The 15,077-nt window shown below is 72.0% G+C and carries 11 protein-coding genes; 8 read left to right on the top strand and 3 right to left on the bottom strand.

Annotated elements, in window-relative coordinates:
- The first annotated feature begins 38 nt into the window (after nucleotides 1-38).
- Entirely contained in the window at nucleotides 39-2,723 is a 2,685-nt protein-coding gene (locus ACFYY2_RS08120) for a SpoIIE family protein phosphatase (RefSeq protein WP_388738682.1), read from the top strand.
- 90 nt (nucleotides 2,724-2,813) lie between these two features.
- Here the strand turns inward: ACFYY2_RS08120 and ACFYY2_RS08125 are convergent, their stop codons facing one another.
- The 3 genes from ACFYY2_RS08125 to ACFYY2_RS08135 form a co-directional block, all read right to left on the bottom strand.
- Nucleotides 2,814-3,452 (bottom strand): class I SAM-dependent methyltransferase, encoded by a 639-nt coding sequence (locus ACFYY2_RS08125; RefSeq protein ID WP_388738685.1) that lies wholly within the window; start codon nucleotides 3,450-3,452, stop codon nucleotides 2,814-2,816.
- A gap of 20 nt (nucleotides 3,453-3,472) precedes the next feature.
- A complete protein-coding gene (locus ACFYY2_RS08130) occupies nucleotides 3,473-4,258 on the bottom strand; it encodes an SAM-dependent methyltransferase (protein ID WP_388738687.1) in 786 nt (261 codons plus the stop codon).
- A gap of 131 nt (nucleotides 4,259-4,389) precedes the next feature.
- On the bottom strand, nucleotides 4,390-6,093 hold the full coding sequence (locus ACFYY2_RS08135; protein ID WP_388738689.1) for a lysyl oxidase family protein: 1,704 nt from the start codon (nucleotides 6,091-6,093) through the stop codon (nucleotides 4,390-4,392).
- A 442-nt stretch (nucleotides 6,094-6,535) separates the two neighbouring features.
- Here ACFYY2_RS08135 and ACFYY2_RS08140 point away from each other — a divergent pair, with 442 nt between their 5' ends.
- The 7 genes from ACFYY2_RS08140 to ACFYY2_RS08170 all read left to right on the top strand — a co-directional run bounded on the left by ACFYY2_RS08140 (nucleotide 6,536) and on the right by ACFYY2_RS08170 (nucleotide 15,051).
- Complete coding sequence (locus tag ACFYY2_RS08140; RefSeq protein WP_388738691.1) at nucleotides 6,536-7,297, top strand: DeoR/GlpR family DNA-binding transcription regulator; 762 nt, start codon at nucleotides 6,536-6,538, stop codon at nucleotides 7,295-7,297.
- 157 nt (nucleotides 7,298-7,454) lie between these two features.
- Nucleotides 7,455-8,813 (top strand): ABC transporter substrate-binding protein, encoded by a 1,359-nt coding sequence (locus ACFYY2_RS08145; protein ID WP_388738693.1) that lies wholly within the window; start codon nucleotides 7,455-7,457, stop codon nucleotides 8,811-8,813.
- Entirely contained in the window at nucleotides 8,810-9,775 is a 966-nt protein-coding gene (locus ACFYY2_RS08150; protein ID WP_388738696.1) for a carbohydrate ABC transporter permease, read from the top strand. Before ACFYY2_RS08145 ends, ACFYY2_RS08150 begins: the two co-directional genes overlap by 4 nt.
- A complete protein-coding gene (locus tag ACFYY2_RS08155; protein ID WP_388738698.1) occupies nucleotides 9,772-10,647 on the top strand; it encodes a carbohydrate ABC transporter permease in 876 nt (291 codons plus the stop codon). The genes ACFYY2_RS08150 and ACFYY2_RS08155 overlap by 4 nt, the downstream gene beginning before the upstream one ends.
- The gene (locus ACFYY2_RS08160) at nucleotides 10,647-11,636 is read left to right on the top strand and encodes a zinc-dependent alcohol dehydrogenase family protein (RefSeq protein WP_388738700.1); all 990 of its coding nucleotides are present in this window, start codon (nucleotides 10,647-10,649) and stop codon (nucleotides 11,634-11,636) included. The genes ACFYY2_RS08155 and ACFYY2_RS08160 overlap by 1 nt, the downstream gene beginning before the upstream one ends.
- The gene (locus ACFYY2_RS08165; protein ID WP_388738703.1) at nucleotides 11,633-12,547 is read left to right on the top strand and encodes a PfkB family carbohydrate kinase; all 915 of its coding nucleotides are present in this window, start codon (nucleotides 11,633-11,635) and stop codon (nucleotides 12,545-12,547) included. The genes ACFYY2_RS08160 and ACFYY2_RS08165 overlap by 4 nt, the downstream gene beginning before the upstream one ends.
- Nucleotides 12,548-12,669: 122 nt before the next feature.
- Nucleotides 12,670-15,051, top strand: coding sequence for a SpoIIE family protein phosphatase (locus ACFYY2_RS08170; protein ID WP_388740020.1), 2,382 nt, complete (start codon nucleotides 12,670-12,672; stop codon nucleotides 15,049-15,051).
- Nucleotides 15,052-15,077: the final 26 nt, after the last annotated feature.

The following is a 15,077-nucleotide window of genomic DNA, read 5'->3' on the forward strand; positions in this document are numbered from 1 at the left end:
GCTCGCCCGGCTTATGGCCAGGGTGTAGAAAGGGGGGCATGGCCGGACGCGACGGCCGCCCGCGTTCGTTTCTCGGCATGAGAAGCCTCGCCGGTCAGGTCTTTCTCCTCCAAGTGGCGATCGTGGTGTTGCTCGTCGCAGCCGCCGTGGCCGCACTCGTGCTGCAGTCCCGCGCGGACAGCGAGCGGGAGGCTCGCAACCGCTCGGTCGCCGTGGCCGAGACCTTCGCGAACTCCCCGGGCATGGAAGCCGCCCTGAAGAGCCCCGACCCCACCGCCGTGCTCCAGCCGAAGGCCGAAGCCGCGCGCAAGGCCTCCGGGGTCGACTTCATCGTCGTCCTGAACCGGGACGCCATCCGCTTCACCCACCCGCTGCCCGACCGGATCGGCAAGAAGTTCGTCGGCGAGGTGGGACCCGCACTCGACGGACGCGTCGTCACCGAGAGGCTCACGGGGACCATCGGACCGCTGATCCAGGCCGTCGTCCCCGTGACCGGAGCCGACGGCAGGGTGATCGGCCTGGTGTCCGCGGGGATCACCATCAAGAGCGTCAGCGGGGTGGCCGACAACCAGTTCCCCCTCCTGTTCGGTTCGGCCGCCGGGATCCTGCTGCTCACCATGGGGGGTACGGCGCTCGTCACCCGGCGCCTCCGCCGTCAGACCCACGGCCTCGGCCCGACCGAGATGACCCGGATGTACGAGCACCACGACGCCGTTCTGCACTCCGTGCGCGAGGGCGTGGTCATCGTCAGCGGCGACGGGCGCCTGCTGCTGGCGAACGACGAGGCACGGAGGCTTCTGGCGCTGCCCCCGGACGTCGACGGCACGCCCGTCACCGACCTCGGTCTCGACCAGGTCACCACCGGGCTGCTGGCCTCCGGGCGCAGCGCGACCGACGAGGTGCACTCCGTCGGCGACAGGCTCCTCGCCGTCAGCCAGCGTCCCACCGACAGGGACGGAGGCCCGCCGGGCAGCGTGACGACCCTGCGCGACACCACGGAACTGCAGGCGCTGACCGGCAAGGCCGCCATGGCCCGCGGCCGGCTCAAGCTGCTCTACGACGCGGGCACGGAGATCGGCACCGCGCTGGACGTCATCCGGACGTGCGAGGAACTGGCCGACTTCGCCACCGCCAGATTCGCCGACTACGCCACCGTCGACCTCGCCGAGGCCGTGCTGCGCGGCGAGGAGCCCACGTCGGCCGGCGCCACCTCCAGCGGGCTGAGGCGGTCCGCCTTCAGCGGACTGCGCGACGACACCGGACTCCACCCGCTGGGCTCGGTGGTCCACTTCCTGCCGGAGACGGAACTCGGCGCGGGTCTCCTCAGGGGCGAGGCGGTCCTCGTACCCGATCTGGCGCAGCACTCCGGCTGGCAGGAACCGGACCCGGAGCGCGGCGCGCGGATCGTCGAATGCGGCCTCCACTCACTGATCGCCGTCCCCATGCGGGCCAGGGGCGTGATCCTCGGAGTGGCGCTGTTCTGGCGGGCCGAGCGGCCCGAACCGTTCGAGGACGAGGACCTGTCGGTCGCGGAGGAACTGGTGGCCCGCGCCGCGGTGAGCATCGACAACGCGCGCCGCTACTCGCGCGAGCACAACGTCGCCGTCACCCTGCAGCGCAGCCTGCTGCCGCGCGGACTTCCCGACCAGACCGCCATCGAGGCGGCCTACCGCTACCTGCCCGCGCAGGCCGGGCTGGGCGGGCTCGGCGGTGTCGGCGGCGACTGGTTCGACATCATCCCGCTGCCCGGCGCCCGGGTCGCGCTCGTGGTCGGCGACGTCGTGGGGCACGGCCTGCACGCGGCCGCCACGATGGGGCGCCTGCGTACGGCGGTCCACAACTTCTCCACCCTGGACCTGCCGCCGGACGAGCTGCTGTGGCACCTGGACGAACTGGTCGCCCGGATCGACCAGGACGAGTCGGCCGACGGCTCCGAGGGCGGCGGTGTCACCGGCGCCACCTGCCTCTACGCGATCTACGACCCGGTGTCCGGGCGCTGCAGCATGGCGCGGGCGGGCCACCTCCAGCCCGTGGTCGTCAGCCCCGAGGGCGACGCGCGGTTCGCCGACGTGCCCGGCGGGCCCCCGCTGGGGCTGGGCGGCCTGCCCTTCGAGACCCTGGACGTGCAGCTCGCCGAGAACAGCCGGCTGGTGCTCTACACGGACGGGCTCGTCGAGGACCGGCACCGTGACATCGACGAGGGGCTGGAGATCCTGCGCTCCACGCTGGCCGGGCACCCCGAGCGGACCCCCGAGGAGACCTGCGAGGTCGTCCTGCGCACGCTCGTGCCGGCCCGCGCCCGCGACGACGTCGCGCTGCTCGTCGGCAGCACCCGCCGGATGGACCCCGAGAACGTTGCGGAGTGGGACGTACCCTCCGACCCCGCGGCGGTCGCCCAGGTACGCGCCGAGGTGTCCCGCAAGCTCGCCGAGTGGAATCTGGCCGAGGAGGCCTTCACGACCGAGCTGATCCTCAGCGAACTGGTCACGAACTCCATCCGCTACGCCACCGGCCCCATCGGCGTACGGCTCCTCCGCGACCGCACGCTGATCTGTGAGGTGTCCGACCGCAGCAGTACCTCCCCCCATCTGCGCCAGGCGGCCAGCACGGACGAAGGGGGCCGGGGGCTCTTCCTCGTCGCGCAGCTGGCGGAGCGCTGGGGCACCCGCTACACGGACGACGGGGGCAAGGTCATCTGGACGGAGCAGCTCCTGCAGCCGTAGGGGGCTCGTACCGGCCGTGCGATGGCTTGTACCGGCAGCGCGATGCCCGGCAGGTCGTCACACCGGCTCCCGCACGCAGTGGAGATGTCGTCACACCGGCTCCCGCACGCAGTCGAGATAGAGGTGCGGCTCGGGCACGGCTCCGGGATGGGCGGGCGTGAACACCGCGTCGTGCTCCTGCGTGACGGTGAGCCCGGCACCGGTCACCAGCGCCCGGCATCCGTCCGGGCCGAAGCTGGTCACGCGGACCTCCTGGCCCATGAAGACGGCGTCCACCCCCTCGACGTCCAGCGGGACCGTGGCCAGCACCAGCCGGCCGCCGGGCCGGAGCGCCCCGGCGAGCCGCCGGACCAGGGAACGCTGGTCGTCCCGTGACATCTGCAGGAGCGAGAAGTAGACGCACACCGCGTCGAATCCGGCCTCTTCCAGCGGTACCTCGCGGATGTCGGCGTGGCGGAACGTGGCGTCCGGGACCCGGCGCGACGCCAGGTCCACCATGACCGCGGACACGTCGACGCCCAGCACCTCGTGCCCGGCCGCGGCCAGTGTCCGGGCGGTCGGCCGGCCCGTGCCGCTGCCGACGTCCAGGATCCGGCTGTGCGGAGCCAGCTGCCCCAGCAGCCGCTCCAGGGAGGCGTGGTGGGCCCGCGAGCCGGCGAAGGCCGTCTCGTAGTCGGCGCCGATGGCGTCGAACGCCTCTGCTGCGGGATGGTGCCGGCCTTCGGTCATGGGACGTTCCTTCCGGACGGTTACGGGATACGGGCCACCGCGACGTACACGCCGCTCATCTCGGGGTCGGGGGCCGGCGTTCCGCGGAACCACTCGGGGGCCGTCACCAGCCCCGGCTCGACGACGTCCAGCCCCTCGAAGAACCGCTCGAACTCCTCGCGGGTGCGCAGGGCGAGCCGGATGCCGCCCTTGCCGTACTCCGCCCTGCCCTGCTCGCCCCGCTCGGGGTTCACGTCCGACGCACCCTGGGACAGGACCACGAAGCTGCCCGGGCTCAGCGACGCCGTCAGGGTGCGCACGATCCCCACGGGGTCGAGGTCGTCGGGCAGGAAGTGGAGAAGTCCCAGCAGCGAGAGGGCGATGGGCCGGTCGAAGTCGAGGACCTTCCGGGCCGCCTCGATGATGGTCGCTGGTTCGAGCACGTCCGCGTGGACGTAGTCCGTCGCACCCTCCGGGCTGCTGACCAGGAGGGCCTCCGCGTGCCGCAGCACGATCGGGTCGTTGTCGCAGTAGACGACCCGGGCGTCGGGCCTGATCTCCTGGGCGATCTGGTGCAGGTTCGGCGCGGTCGGGATGCCCGTGCCGATGTCGAGGAACTGGTCGACGCCCTCAGCGGCCAGCCAGGCCGTCGCGCGGTTCATGAAGGCACGGTTCTGGAACGCTCCGGCCTTCGCCTCGGGCGGCAGCTGTTCGGCCACCGCCTGGTCCACCGGGTAGTTGTCTTTGCCGCCCAGCAGTGAGTCGTAGACACGCGCCGAGTGGGGCCTGCTGGTGTCGATGGGGGGCTGAGGTATCCCGGTCGTCATGACGCGCTCCGTTGCAGATGGGTGAACCGCTCCACCTGCGAAGTCTGCCACAGCAACTCCGCTGCCAGCGGCACACATTGGCGCGGGACGGCAGGCCCCGGGGAGCGTTCCCGGAGCCTGCCGTCGGACGGTCAGTTGCCCCCGACCAGGCCGTGCGCGGGCACGGTCACCGTGCGCGCCCCGGGCCTGCCGCCCAGGACCACCTTGCGCAGTGCGCTGTTGTTGGCCAGGTTCGTCTCCTTGAGCCGCTTCTCGGGATTCGCCAGTACCTGGATGTAGTACGTGCCGTTCGCCAGGCCGGTGATGTCGAAGGACTGGCCGGGCAGGTCCTGGGTGTAGGTGTCACCGGACCCGATGTCGAGCACCTCCCGGACGGAGATGGAGTTCTCCTGGCCGCACGCGGTGGAGAGATCGGTGTTGCCCGGATGCCAGTTGGCGTTCTTCACCGTGTAGTCGACGGCGTCCGTGTTGGCCAGGCAGAAGGCCTCCTTGCCGCTGCGCACGGTCTCCTTCCTGTCCGCCTTCAGGAGCCGGTAGCTCGCGAAGTCGGTGAAGTGCCAGTGCATGTGGCCGGGCCGGGGGTCCCACTCCATGGTGCCGGTCGGCGCGTACCCGACCTGCTTGCCCTTGGCGTCGTAGAAGTACTGGTAGGCGTCCATCAGCTCCTTGCCCGGCTTGCGGAAGCCGTCGACCACGAGCTGGGCCGGGCCGGCGTTCCAGACGTTCGCGCTGAACGCCAGGTAGTCCCGGCCCGGGGCCGCGGGGTCACCTCCGCCGATGGTGATGCCGTAGGCGGGCAGCGAGCGGAGGTCGGGCTTGGGCACGTTCGGGACCGTCGCCCTGCCGGTCGGACGCGCGGCCTCGGGCCGTGCCGCGGGTGCCCGGCGGGAGCCGTCCGTGTGGCCCGGGCCGTCGCCGGCGGCGGCCCTGAGGCCCTGGCGCTTCACGGCCCAGGGCACGGCGGGGGGAGCGGGCGGGAAGGGGCCGTGGCCCACGTTGTACGAGGGGCCCGCCCCGGTGGTCGGGGCCACCGGGGCGGGTGTGCGTGCCGGGGCCGGGCCGGAGTGGCCGGTGTGGTCCATGTGCGCGGCGCCGTGTGCTCCGGCGGCGGGGGCGGTCGGGTTCTCCTCCTCGAAGCTGCGCTCACGGACGGTGAGACGTACCTTCTGCGGCTTGTCGGCGATCTTGAACAGATCGCGGTAGCGCTTGGTCACGGCCACCTCGGCGGTGTACGTCCCGGCCGGGATCAGGACGGGCTTCCCGTAGTAGCCGGCGTAGGTGTTGGCGGCCCAGCCGTCCTCGACGCCCCACACCGAGCCGAGCGTGAACGGGTTCGTGGGACAGCTCTCGGGGTACTTCGACCGCGCGGGCGCGTCCGGACGGATGCGGCCCGACGCGTTGTTCGGGCAGAACGACTCCGTGCGGGTCACGACGGTCTTGCCGGTGGCGTCCCGGACCGTGATCCGGATGAAGTCCGTGAGCCCGGTGAAGTCCTTCACCACACCCTTGGGCAGGACCTTCGTCCGGGTCTTGTTCCCCTCGTGGACGACTTGTGCGGCGACGACCGGATCGTTGTAGCCCTTGCGGGTGACCCGCAGTTCGAACGGGCCGCCCGCCGCGGTGAGATAGGTGCCGAGGTCCAGGTAGACGCCTGGCTCCTCCTTCCACGAGTCGAGCGTCACCGACGTCGAGGCGGCGACCAGGCCGAGCCGCGGCGCCGGACCGGCCTTCCTGCCGTCGGGGGCCGCGGCGACGACGCCGGCGGTCACCGTGATCGCGGCGGCGGCGGCGACCGCCGGACGCCACAGGCGGGTGCGGGGGGTTCTGATGCTCATCGTTCTCCGATGTCCGGGTGCCCCGTGGGGCCGATGGAATCGCTTTGCCGGTGAGAGACGGCATCCGCCGCCCCGGTTGTCCGAAGCCCCACAAAACGCGCATCATTGGCCGGAATCACACACTGAAGCCTGTAATGAGACATTTTCACGTCGTTCTGCCTGTGATCTCGTGATGCTGTGCTAACGACCGCGTCCCTCCCATGACCGTCGCCGGGCGCGAAACGGGCGGCGTTCCCGCCGAAGCGGACGTCCCCCGCCGACCCGGCGAGGGCCGTATACCGGGCCACCAGGGCCTGTCGGCCGCGCGGAACGGGCACGAACGGGCACAGCTCTCTTCGCGAAGAAGCTGGTCGAACAGCCGTTCCTGCTTGTACAAACAATGCGTGGGCCCGAACGGACTCCGGGCACACGCAGTTTCCGCACCGAGCGCAAGGATGGTGGCGTGGGCACCGAGGAACGCCGACGAGCAATTCTCGAGACGGCCCGGGAGGAGGGTGCGGTCGAGGTGAACCTGCTCGCCGAGCGGTTCCAGGTGGCCAGGGAGACCGTCAGGCGCGACCTGCACACCCTCGAGGAGCACGGCCTCGTACGCCGCACGCACGGCGGTGCCTACCCGGTGGAGAGCGCCGGTTTCGAGACCACGCTGGCCATGCGCACCACGCATCACGTGCCGCAGAAGTCCAGGATCGCGACGGCCGCCGCCGAACTGCTGGGCGACGCGGAGACGGTCTTCGTGGACGAGGGCTTCACTCCTCAGCTGATCGCCGAAGCCCTGCCGAAGGACCGGCAGTTGACCGTCATCACCGCCTCACTCGCCGTCGCGACGGTCCTCGCTGACACCGAGAAGACCGCCGTACTCCTCCTCGGCGGACGCGTGCGGGGCGGCACCATGGCGACCGTCGACCACTGGGCCACACGCATGCTCGCCGACTTCGTCATCGACCTCGCCTACGTCGGTGCGAACGGCATCTCCCGCCAGTACGGACTGACCACCCCGGACCCGGCCGTCAGCGAGGTCAAGGCGCAGGCCATGCGCAGTGCCCGCCGTCGCGTCTTCGCCGGGGTCCACACGAAGTTCGGGGCGGTCAGCTTCTGCCGCTTCGCGGGCGTCGGCGACTTCGAGGCCGTCATCACCGACACCGGCCTGCCGTCCGCCGAGGCCCAGCGCTACTCCCTCCTCGGCCCGAACGTCATCCGCGTCTGACAGCCGGCGGGGCGCGGCCCCGCCACCCGCACCGCACGATCGTCCCCGCCTTCGCCGGAAGGCCGGAGGGCTGTCCCGCCGTGCCCGGAACCGCCCGGGGCGACCGGGCGGCCACAGCCATCGATGTACGAGCCGCTACGACCGATCAGGAGAACTCATGCCCCATCAGCAACGGCGCCGTGGGGCCCGCGCGCGTGCGTTCGCGGGCACGGCAGCCATGGCACTCCTCGCCGCGGGGTGCGCCGGAGCGGGCGGCACCGCCTTCGGAGGGGGTGACGCACTGAACGTACTCATGGTGAACAACCCGCAGATGGTCCAGCTGCAGAAACTCACCGCGGAGCACTTCACCGAGGAGACCGGCATCAAGGTCCACTTCACCGTGCTCCCCGAGAACGACGTCCGCGACAAGATCAGCCAGGACTTCTCCAACCAGGCCGGCCAGTACGACGTGGGAACCATCAGCAACTTCGAGGTGCCCTTCTTCGCGAAGAACGACTGGCTGCACCCGCTCGACACCTACGCCGAGCGGGACACCGCCTTCGACCAGGACGACATCCTCGAACCGCTGCGGGACTCGCTCACCGCCGAGGGCAGGCTCTACGCCCAGCCCTTCTACGGAGAGTCGTCCTTCCTCATGTACCGCAAGGACGTCTTCGAGGCGAAGGGCCTGACGATGCCCCCCGACCCCACCTGGGAGCAGGTGGCCGGACTCGCCGCGCGGGCGGACGGCGCCGAGCGCGGGATGAAGGGCATCTGCCTGCGCGGGCTGCCCGGCTGGGGCGAGCTCGTCGCGCCGCTGACCACCGTCGTCAACACCATGGGCGGGACCTGGTTCACCGAGGACTGGGAACCACGGCTCACCTCACCGGAGTTCAAGAAGGCGACCCGCTTCTACGTGGACCTCGTGCGCAAGCACGGCGAGCGCGGCGCCTCCCAGTCCGGGTACGCCGAGTGCCTCAACAACATGACCCAGGGCAAGACCGCCATGTGGTACGACGCCACCGCGGGCGCCGGCTCGCTGGAGGCGGCGGACTCCCCGGTCAAGGGGAAGATCGGCTACGTGCCGGCGCCGGTCGAGCGCACCAGGAGCTCGGGATGGCTCTACACGTGGGCCTGGGGCATCCAGAAGGCGTCCAAGAAGTCGGACGACGCCTGGAAGTTCGTCTCCTGGGCCTCCGGCAAGGAGTACGAGGAGCTCGTCGGCGAGACCAGCGGATGGGCCGACGTACCCGCCGGCAAGCGGGCCTCCACCTACGAGAACCCCGCCTACCGCGAGGCCGCGGGCGCCTTCGCGGACGTCACGGAGCAGGCCATCTCCCGCGCCGATCCGAAGAACCCCGGCACTCAGCCACGGCCCGTTCCCGGCATCCAGTTCGTCGGCATCCCCGAGTTCACCGACCTCGGCACCCGGGTGGCACAGGAGATCAGCGCCGCCATCGCAGGCCGCCAGTCCGTCGACACGGCTCTGGCCACCTCCCAGAAGCTGGCCGAACAGGTCGCCAAGGAGTACCGATGACCACAGCAGTCGGCACCACACCGCAGTCACCACCCCGGCCACCCGTCCCCGCCCGCACCGGGCGGACCGGCGCGCGGGCCTGGGCCACCAGGGCCCCGCTGCTGCCCGCCCTGGTGTTCCTGATCGCCGTCACGCAACTGCCCTTCGTGGCGACCCTCGTGATCTCCCTCTTCGACTGGAACTCCCTCAGCCCCGACAAACGCGCCTTCAACGGGCTCGACAACTACGCGTCCGTCTTCACCGACGCCGCACTCCGCGAGTCCGTCCTCAACACCGTCCTGCTCACCGCGGGCGTCGTCATCGCCACCGTGGCGCTCGGGCTGGCGCTCGCCCTCCTGCTGGACCGCGCGTTCCTCGGCCGCGGCATCGTCAGGACCCTGCTCATCACACCGTTCCTGATCGTCCCGGTCTCCGCGGCGCTGCTGTGGAAGCACGCGCTGTACAACCCGGAGTACGGCCTCCTCAACGGCACCCTGAGCGGGATCGGCGAGCTCTTCGGCGACACCGACCCGGCCCGGCCGGACTGGATCGCCGACATGCCGATGCTCGCGGTCGTCGCCGCGCTCGTCTGGCAGTGGACGCCGTTCATGATGCTGATCCTCCTCGCCGGGCTGCAGAGCCGGCCCGCCGAGGTCGTCGAGGCCGCGCGCCTCGACGGGGCGGGCGCCTGGCAGACGTTCCGCTACCTGACGCTGCCCCACCTGCGCAGGTACCTCGAACTCGGCGTCCTGCTCGGCGCCGTGTACATCGTGCAGAACTTCGACGCGGTGTTCACGATCACCGCGGGCGGGCTCGGCACGGCCAACCTCCCGTACACGATCTACCAGACCTTCTACCAGGCCCACGAATACGGACTGGCGTCCGCGGCCGGAGTCGTCGTGGTGATCGGCACGATCATCATCGCCACCTTCGCGCTGCGGACCGTCTCGTCCCTCTTCAGTGAGGAGGCGAACCGCGCATGACCACTGCCACCCCTCCCGCCGTCCCGCCCGCACCACGCGCCGCGCGCCGGGCACGACGCCGCTCCACCGCGCTCGGTGTGCTCGCCTGGGCGGCGGGGCTCGCCTTCTGCCTGCCGGCGCTGTGGATGCTGCTCACCTCACTGCACGCCGAGCCCGATGCGGCGACCAACCCGCCGTCCCTCTTCGCACCGCTCACCCTCGACGGCTACCGGACCTTCTTCGGCGCCGACACCGGCGTCACCCCCTGGCCGCCCCTGCTCAACTCGCTCGGAGCCTCCTTCTTCTCCACGGTCCTGGTGCTCCTGCTGGCGCTCCCGGCGGCGTACGCGCTCTCCATCCGGCGCGTACGCAAGTGGACGGACGTGATGTTCTTCTTCCTCTCCACGAAGATGCTGCCCGTCGTCGCGGGGCTGCTCCCCGTCTACCTGTTCGCCAAGAACGCCGGGATGCTGGACAACATCTGGCTCCTCGTCCTGCTGTACACCTCGATGAACCTGCCGATCGCGGTCTGGATGATGCAGTCCTTCCTGGCGGACGTCCCCGTGTCGGTCATCGAGGCGGCGCAGGTGGACGGCGCGCGGCTGCCGACCGTGCTGGCCCGGGTGGTCGCCCCCATGGCCGCGCCCGGCATCGCGGCGACCGCTCTGATCTGTTTCATCTTCAGCTGGAACGAACTGCTCTTCGCGCGGGTGCTGACCGGTGTCGTCGCCCAGACCGCGCCCGTCTTCCTCACCGGATTCGTCACCAGCCAGGGCCTCTTCCTCGCCCAGCTGTGTGCCGCCTCCGTCGTCGTGTCCCTGCCGGTACTCGCCGCCGGCTACGCCGCCCAGGACAAACTCGTCCAGGGCCTGTCCCTCGGAGCAGTGAAATAATGCGGGCAGCGATCGTCGAAGCCCCCGGCAAGGTCACCGTCACCACCGTCCCGGACCCGGCGCCCGGACCGCGCGACGTCGTCGTGTCCGTCGCCTCGTGCGGTCTGTGCGGCACCGATCTCCACATCCTGCAGGGCGAGTTCGCGCCCACCCTGCCCATCGTCCCGGGCCACGAGTTCGCCGGGGAGGTCGTCGGTGTCGGACGCGACGTCACGGAACTCACCGTCGGGGACCGGGTCGCCGTCGACCCCTCCCTGCACTGCCACGAGTGCCGGTACTGCCGCAACGGACGCGGCAACCTCTGCGAACGCTGGGCGGCCATCGGCGTCACCGTGCCGGGGGGCGCCGCCGAGTACGCCGTGGCCCCCGTCGCCAACTGCGTCAGGCTGCCCGAGCACATCGACGTCAAGGACGCGGCCCTGATCGAACCGCTGTCCTGCGCCGTGCGCGGGTACGACGTGCTGAGCAGCACGCTCGGGGCCGAGGTGCTGATCTACGGCTCCGGGACCATGGGCCTGATGATGCTGGAGCTCGCCAAGCGCACCGGAGCGGCCGGGGTGGACGTCCTCGACGTCAACCCCGAGCGCCTCGCCACGGCCGGGCTCCTCGGCTGCAGCCGGTCGGCGGCCCGGGCCGACGAGCTGGACCGGCCCGCCGGCTGGGACGTCGTCATCGACGCCACCGGCAACGCCGCGGCCATCCAGGACGGCCTGGGCCGGGTGGCGAAGGGCGGGACCTTCCTCCAGTTCGGAGTCGCCGACTACGCGACCACGGCGGTCATCGAGCCGTACCGGATCTACAACCAGGAGATCACCATCACCGGGTCGATGGCAGTCCTGCACAGTTACGAACGCGCCGCCGCGCTCTTCGCCTCCGGTGTCCTGGACCCGTCGGTCTTCATCAGCGACCGCCTGCCGCTCGACCGCTACCCGCAGGCCCTCGACCGCTTCAAGGCGGGCATCGGCCGCAAGATCGTGGTCGAGCCGTGACGGGCGGACCCGACGCCGTCCTGGTGCTGGGGGAGGCGCTCATCGACCTCGTGCCCGTGGACGGCGACGGCGCGACGCGGGCCGCCCGCTTCGGCGGCGCCCCGGCGAACGTCGCCGTCGGGCTCGCCCGGCTGGGGACCCCGGCCGTCTTCGCGGGCGGCCTGGGCGGCGACGGCTTCGCCCGCACGATCGAGGCACGGCTGCGGGAAGCGGGAGCCGACGTCACGCTGTGCGCGCGCTCCGGGCTGCCCACGGCCCTGGCCGTGGCCGAGCCGGGGGCCGACGGCACGGGTTACCACTTCCACCTCCAGGACACGGCGACGTTCCGGCTGCCGGACCTGTCCGCGCGGGCCGGCTGCTTCGGCGCCGTCTACGCGGGCGGGCTCGCCGCGGTAGTGGAGCCCGCGGCGACAGCCGTACGCGCGACAGCGGCCGCCGCCGCCCTGCACTCCCTCCTGGTCGTGGACCCCAACGTCCGCCGGGACCGCACCCTGGGCACGGACGACGGCGCCGAGTCCCTGCGCGAGCTGTGCGCCCTCGCGCACGTGGTGAAGGCCAGCGACGAGGACCTGGAGCGGCTCTGGCCCGGCGTCGACCCGGCCGAGACCTGCCGCGGGCTGGCGGCCGGCGGCCGGCTGGTGGTCCTGACCAGGGGCGCCCGAGGAAGCACGGCCTACACCGCGACGGGGCCGCCCGTCTCGGTGGCGGCGACGCCCGTGGACGTCGTCGACACCATCGGGGCGGGCGACGCCTTCACGGCGGGCCTCCTCAGCAGGATGGGCGCCCACGGCCCCTTCACGGCGGACCCGGGACCGGAGCGGCTGCGGGACATGCTGTCCTACGCCTCGCTGGCAGCCGCGTCGGTGTGCGGGTCGGCGGGTACCGCGCCCACCGTGCCCGCGGCGGGCTGACCGGTACGCGCGGGCGTTGACATGCGCGCCCGCGCACGGATGCGCATGCTGGCTGTGTGACCTGGAGTCCCGATGACGGCGGAACGCCCGACGGCCTGCCGCTGGTGCTCGCCCGGGCCGTGGTGAGCGCCGTCGACGCGGTCGGGGGGTACGCGGGCGGCGTCTACCTGCGCTCCAGGACTCCCGGCCTCCTCCTGATGGCCGTCCTCGGAGGGCTGCCGGGCCCGCTGCTGCGGCCCTGGTGGCGCATGCACATCAACCGGCCCTTCCCGGTGGCGGAGGCCTACCGGACGGGCCGGCCCGTGTACATCGGTGACGCCGACGAGGCCATGCGCCGGTTCCCGCAGCTGATGGCGGGACTGCCCTTCCCCTTCGGATCGCTCTACGCTCCGTTCTCGATCGGCAGCACACCGGTGGGCGTTCTCGTCGTCCTGCGCTATGCCACCAGGGGCGTTCCCGTCGGCGGGGACGACCGCCGGCGTATGGAAAGCCTCGCGGCCGGGCTCGGCGCCGACCTCGCCGCGCTCGACGAGCCCGCCCGGTGGGACAGGCCGCCCCTGCTCGTACGACTTCCCGCGGGCAAGGCCCGGCCGCTGCGGGTCGGGCACTTCGACTGGGACTTCGGCAGCGGAGAGGTCACCGCGGACGCCGCAGCGCGAGAGCTGCTCGGCCACGCCCCGGCCGATCCGCCCGCCCGCACCATGGAGGCGCTGACGGCCCGGCTGCTGCCGGAGGACGTGCACGGGCTGTGGACGCTCGGCGCCGGGGCGGCGGAGCCGGCGGGGCCGCACGTGCGCCGGATGCGGCTCTGGTGCCCGGACGGACGGCCGCTGCTCGTCGAACTGTCCGGGCACGGGGCGGGCGACGGCCCGTCCGGCCGCCTCACCGGAGTCGTGCTCGACCCCGGTGCCTGCCATGTCGTCCCCGACGCGGCGGACCGCATCCCGCGCGGCATGCTCTGCCACGACCGGCTGGGGCGGATCACCTACGTCAACGCCCCCGCGGAGAGGATCCTCGGTCACGACCGGGCCGAGCTGGTCGGCCGGGATCTGCTCGCCGTGCTTCCCTGGCTGGCGGACCCCGCGTACGAGGACCACCACCGGGCCGCCCTCTTCTCCGACGACCCCGTCCACTTCCTCGCCCGGCGGACCCCGAGGCAGTGGCTGTCCGTGGCGATGTTCCCCGACCACGACGGGGTCACCGTCACCTTCGGTCCCTCGGGGAGCCCCGACCGAGTGCCCGAGCCGGCGGCCGGCCCGGCCCGGGACACGGAGCTCGGGTCGGCGGTGGACCACTCCGCCGTGCTCTACCGGCCGGTCGCGCTGGCCATCGCCCTCACCGAGGCCGTGACCGCCCGGCAGGTCTCGGCCGTGGTCACCGAGGAACTGCTGCCCGCCTTCGGCGGCAGGCAGCTCGCGATCTACCTCCAGCACGAAGGACGCCTCCACCTCGCCTCGGAGACGGGATTTCCCCAGGGCTTCCTCGACGAGTTCGACGGAGTCGGTCTCGACGCCCACCTCCCGGGCGTGGAGACACTCACCGGCGGCCGGCCCATGTTCTTCGAGTCCATGGAGCAGCTGGCCGAGGCCTATCCGGGCATACCCATGGACGCCGGCGTCGGGGCACGCGTCTTCCTGCCGCTCATCGCCTCCGGCCGCCCCGTCGGCTCGTGCATCCTCGGCTTCGACCAGCCCCGCGGTTTCAATCCGGAGGAGCGCACCGTCCTGACGGCGCTGGCCGGGCTCATCGCCCAGGCACTCCAGCGTGCGCAGCGCTACGACACGGAGGCCGCCCTCGCTCGCGGGCTCCAGGACGCGCTGCTGCCGCACCGCCTCCCGGTCGTCGACGGCGTGGACACGGTCGGGCGGTACCTCTCGGGCACCCAGGACATCGAGGTCGGCGGTGACTGGTACGACGTCATCGAGACCCGCGACGGGCTCGCCCTGGTCATCGGTGACGTCCAGGGCCACGGTGTCGCGGCGGCCGCGACCATGGGACAACTGCGCAGCGCCGTCAGGGCCTTCGCCCTCACCGGGCACGACCCGCAGGAGACGATGAGCGCCACCAACCACCTCCTCATCGGCCTCGACCCGGGCCAGTTCGCCAGCTGCTGCTACGTGCTGCTCGACCCCGCGAACGGTCTGGTGCGCGCCGTACGCGCCGGGCACCCCCAGCCGGTGGTGCGGCACGCCGACGGCAGGACCGAGGTCCTCGACCTCGCCGGCGGCGTGGTCCTCGGGGTCGACCCGGAGGCGTCGTACCCGGTCACGGAACTGACGCTCGGCGACGGTGCCGTCGTCGCGCTGTTCACGGACGGTCTCGTGGAGAGGGCGGGGGCGGACATCGACGAGGGCATCGGGCGGCTGCGCGGCACCCTGGCCGAAGCGGGTCACCTGCCGCTCACCGAAGCCGCGGACCTCGTCATCGCGCAGGCCCGGCAGGACGACGACCGCCCCGACGACATCGCGCTGCTCATGGCGGCGCGGCGCGCTTCTTCCCGCTGACGCCGGGCGGCGGACCGTCCGCCGTG

This window comes from Streptomyces sp. NPDC001822, from assembly GCF_042892135.1.
GTDB lineage: Bacteria > Actinomycetota > Actinomycetes > Streptomycetales > Streptomycetaceae > Streptomyces.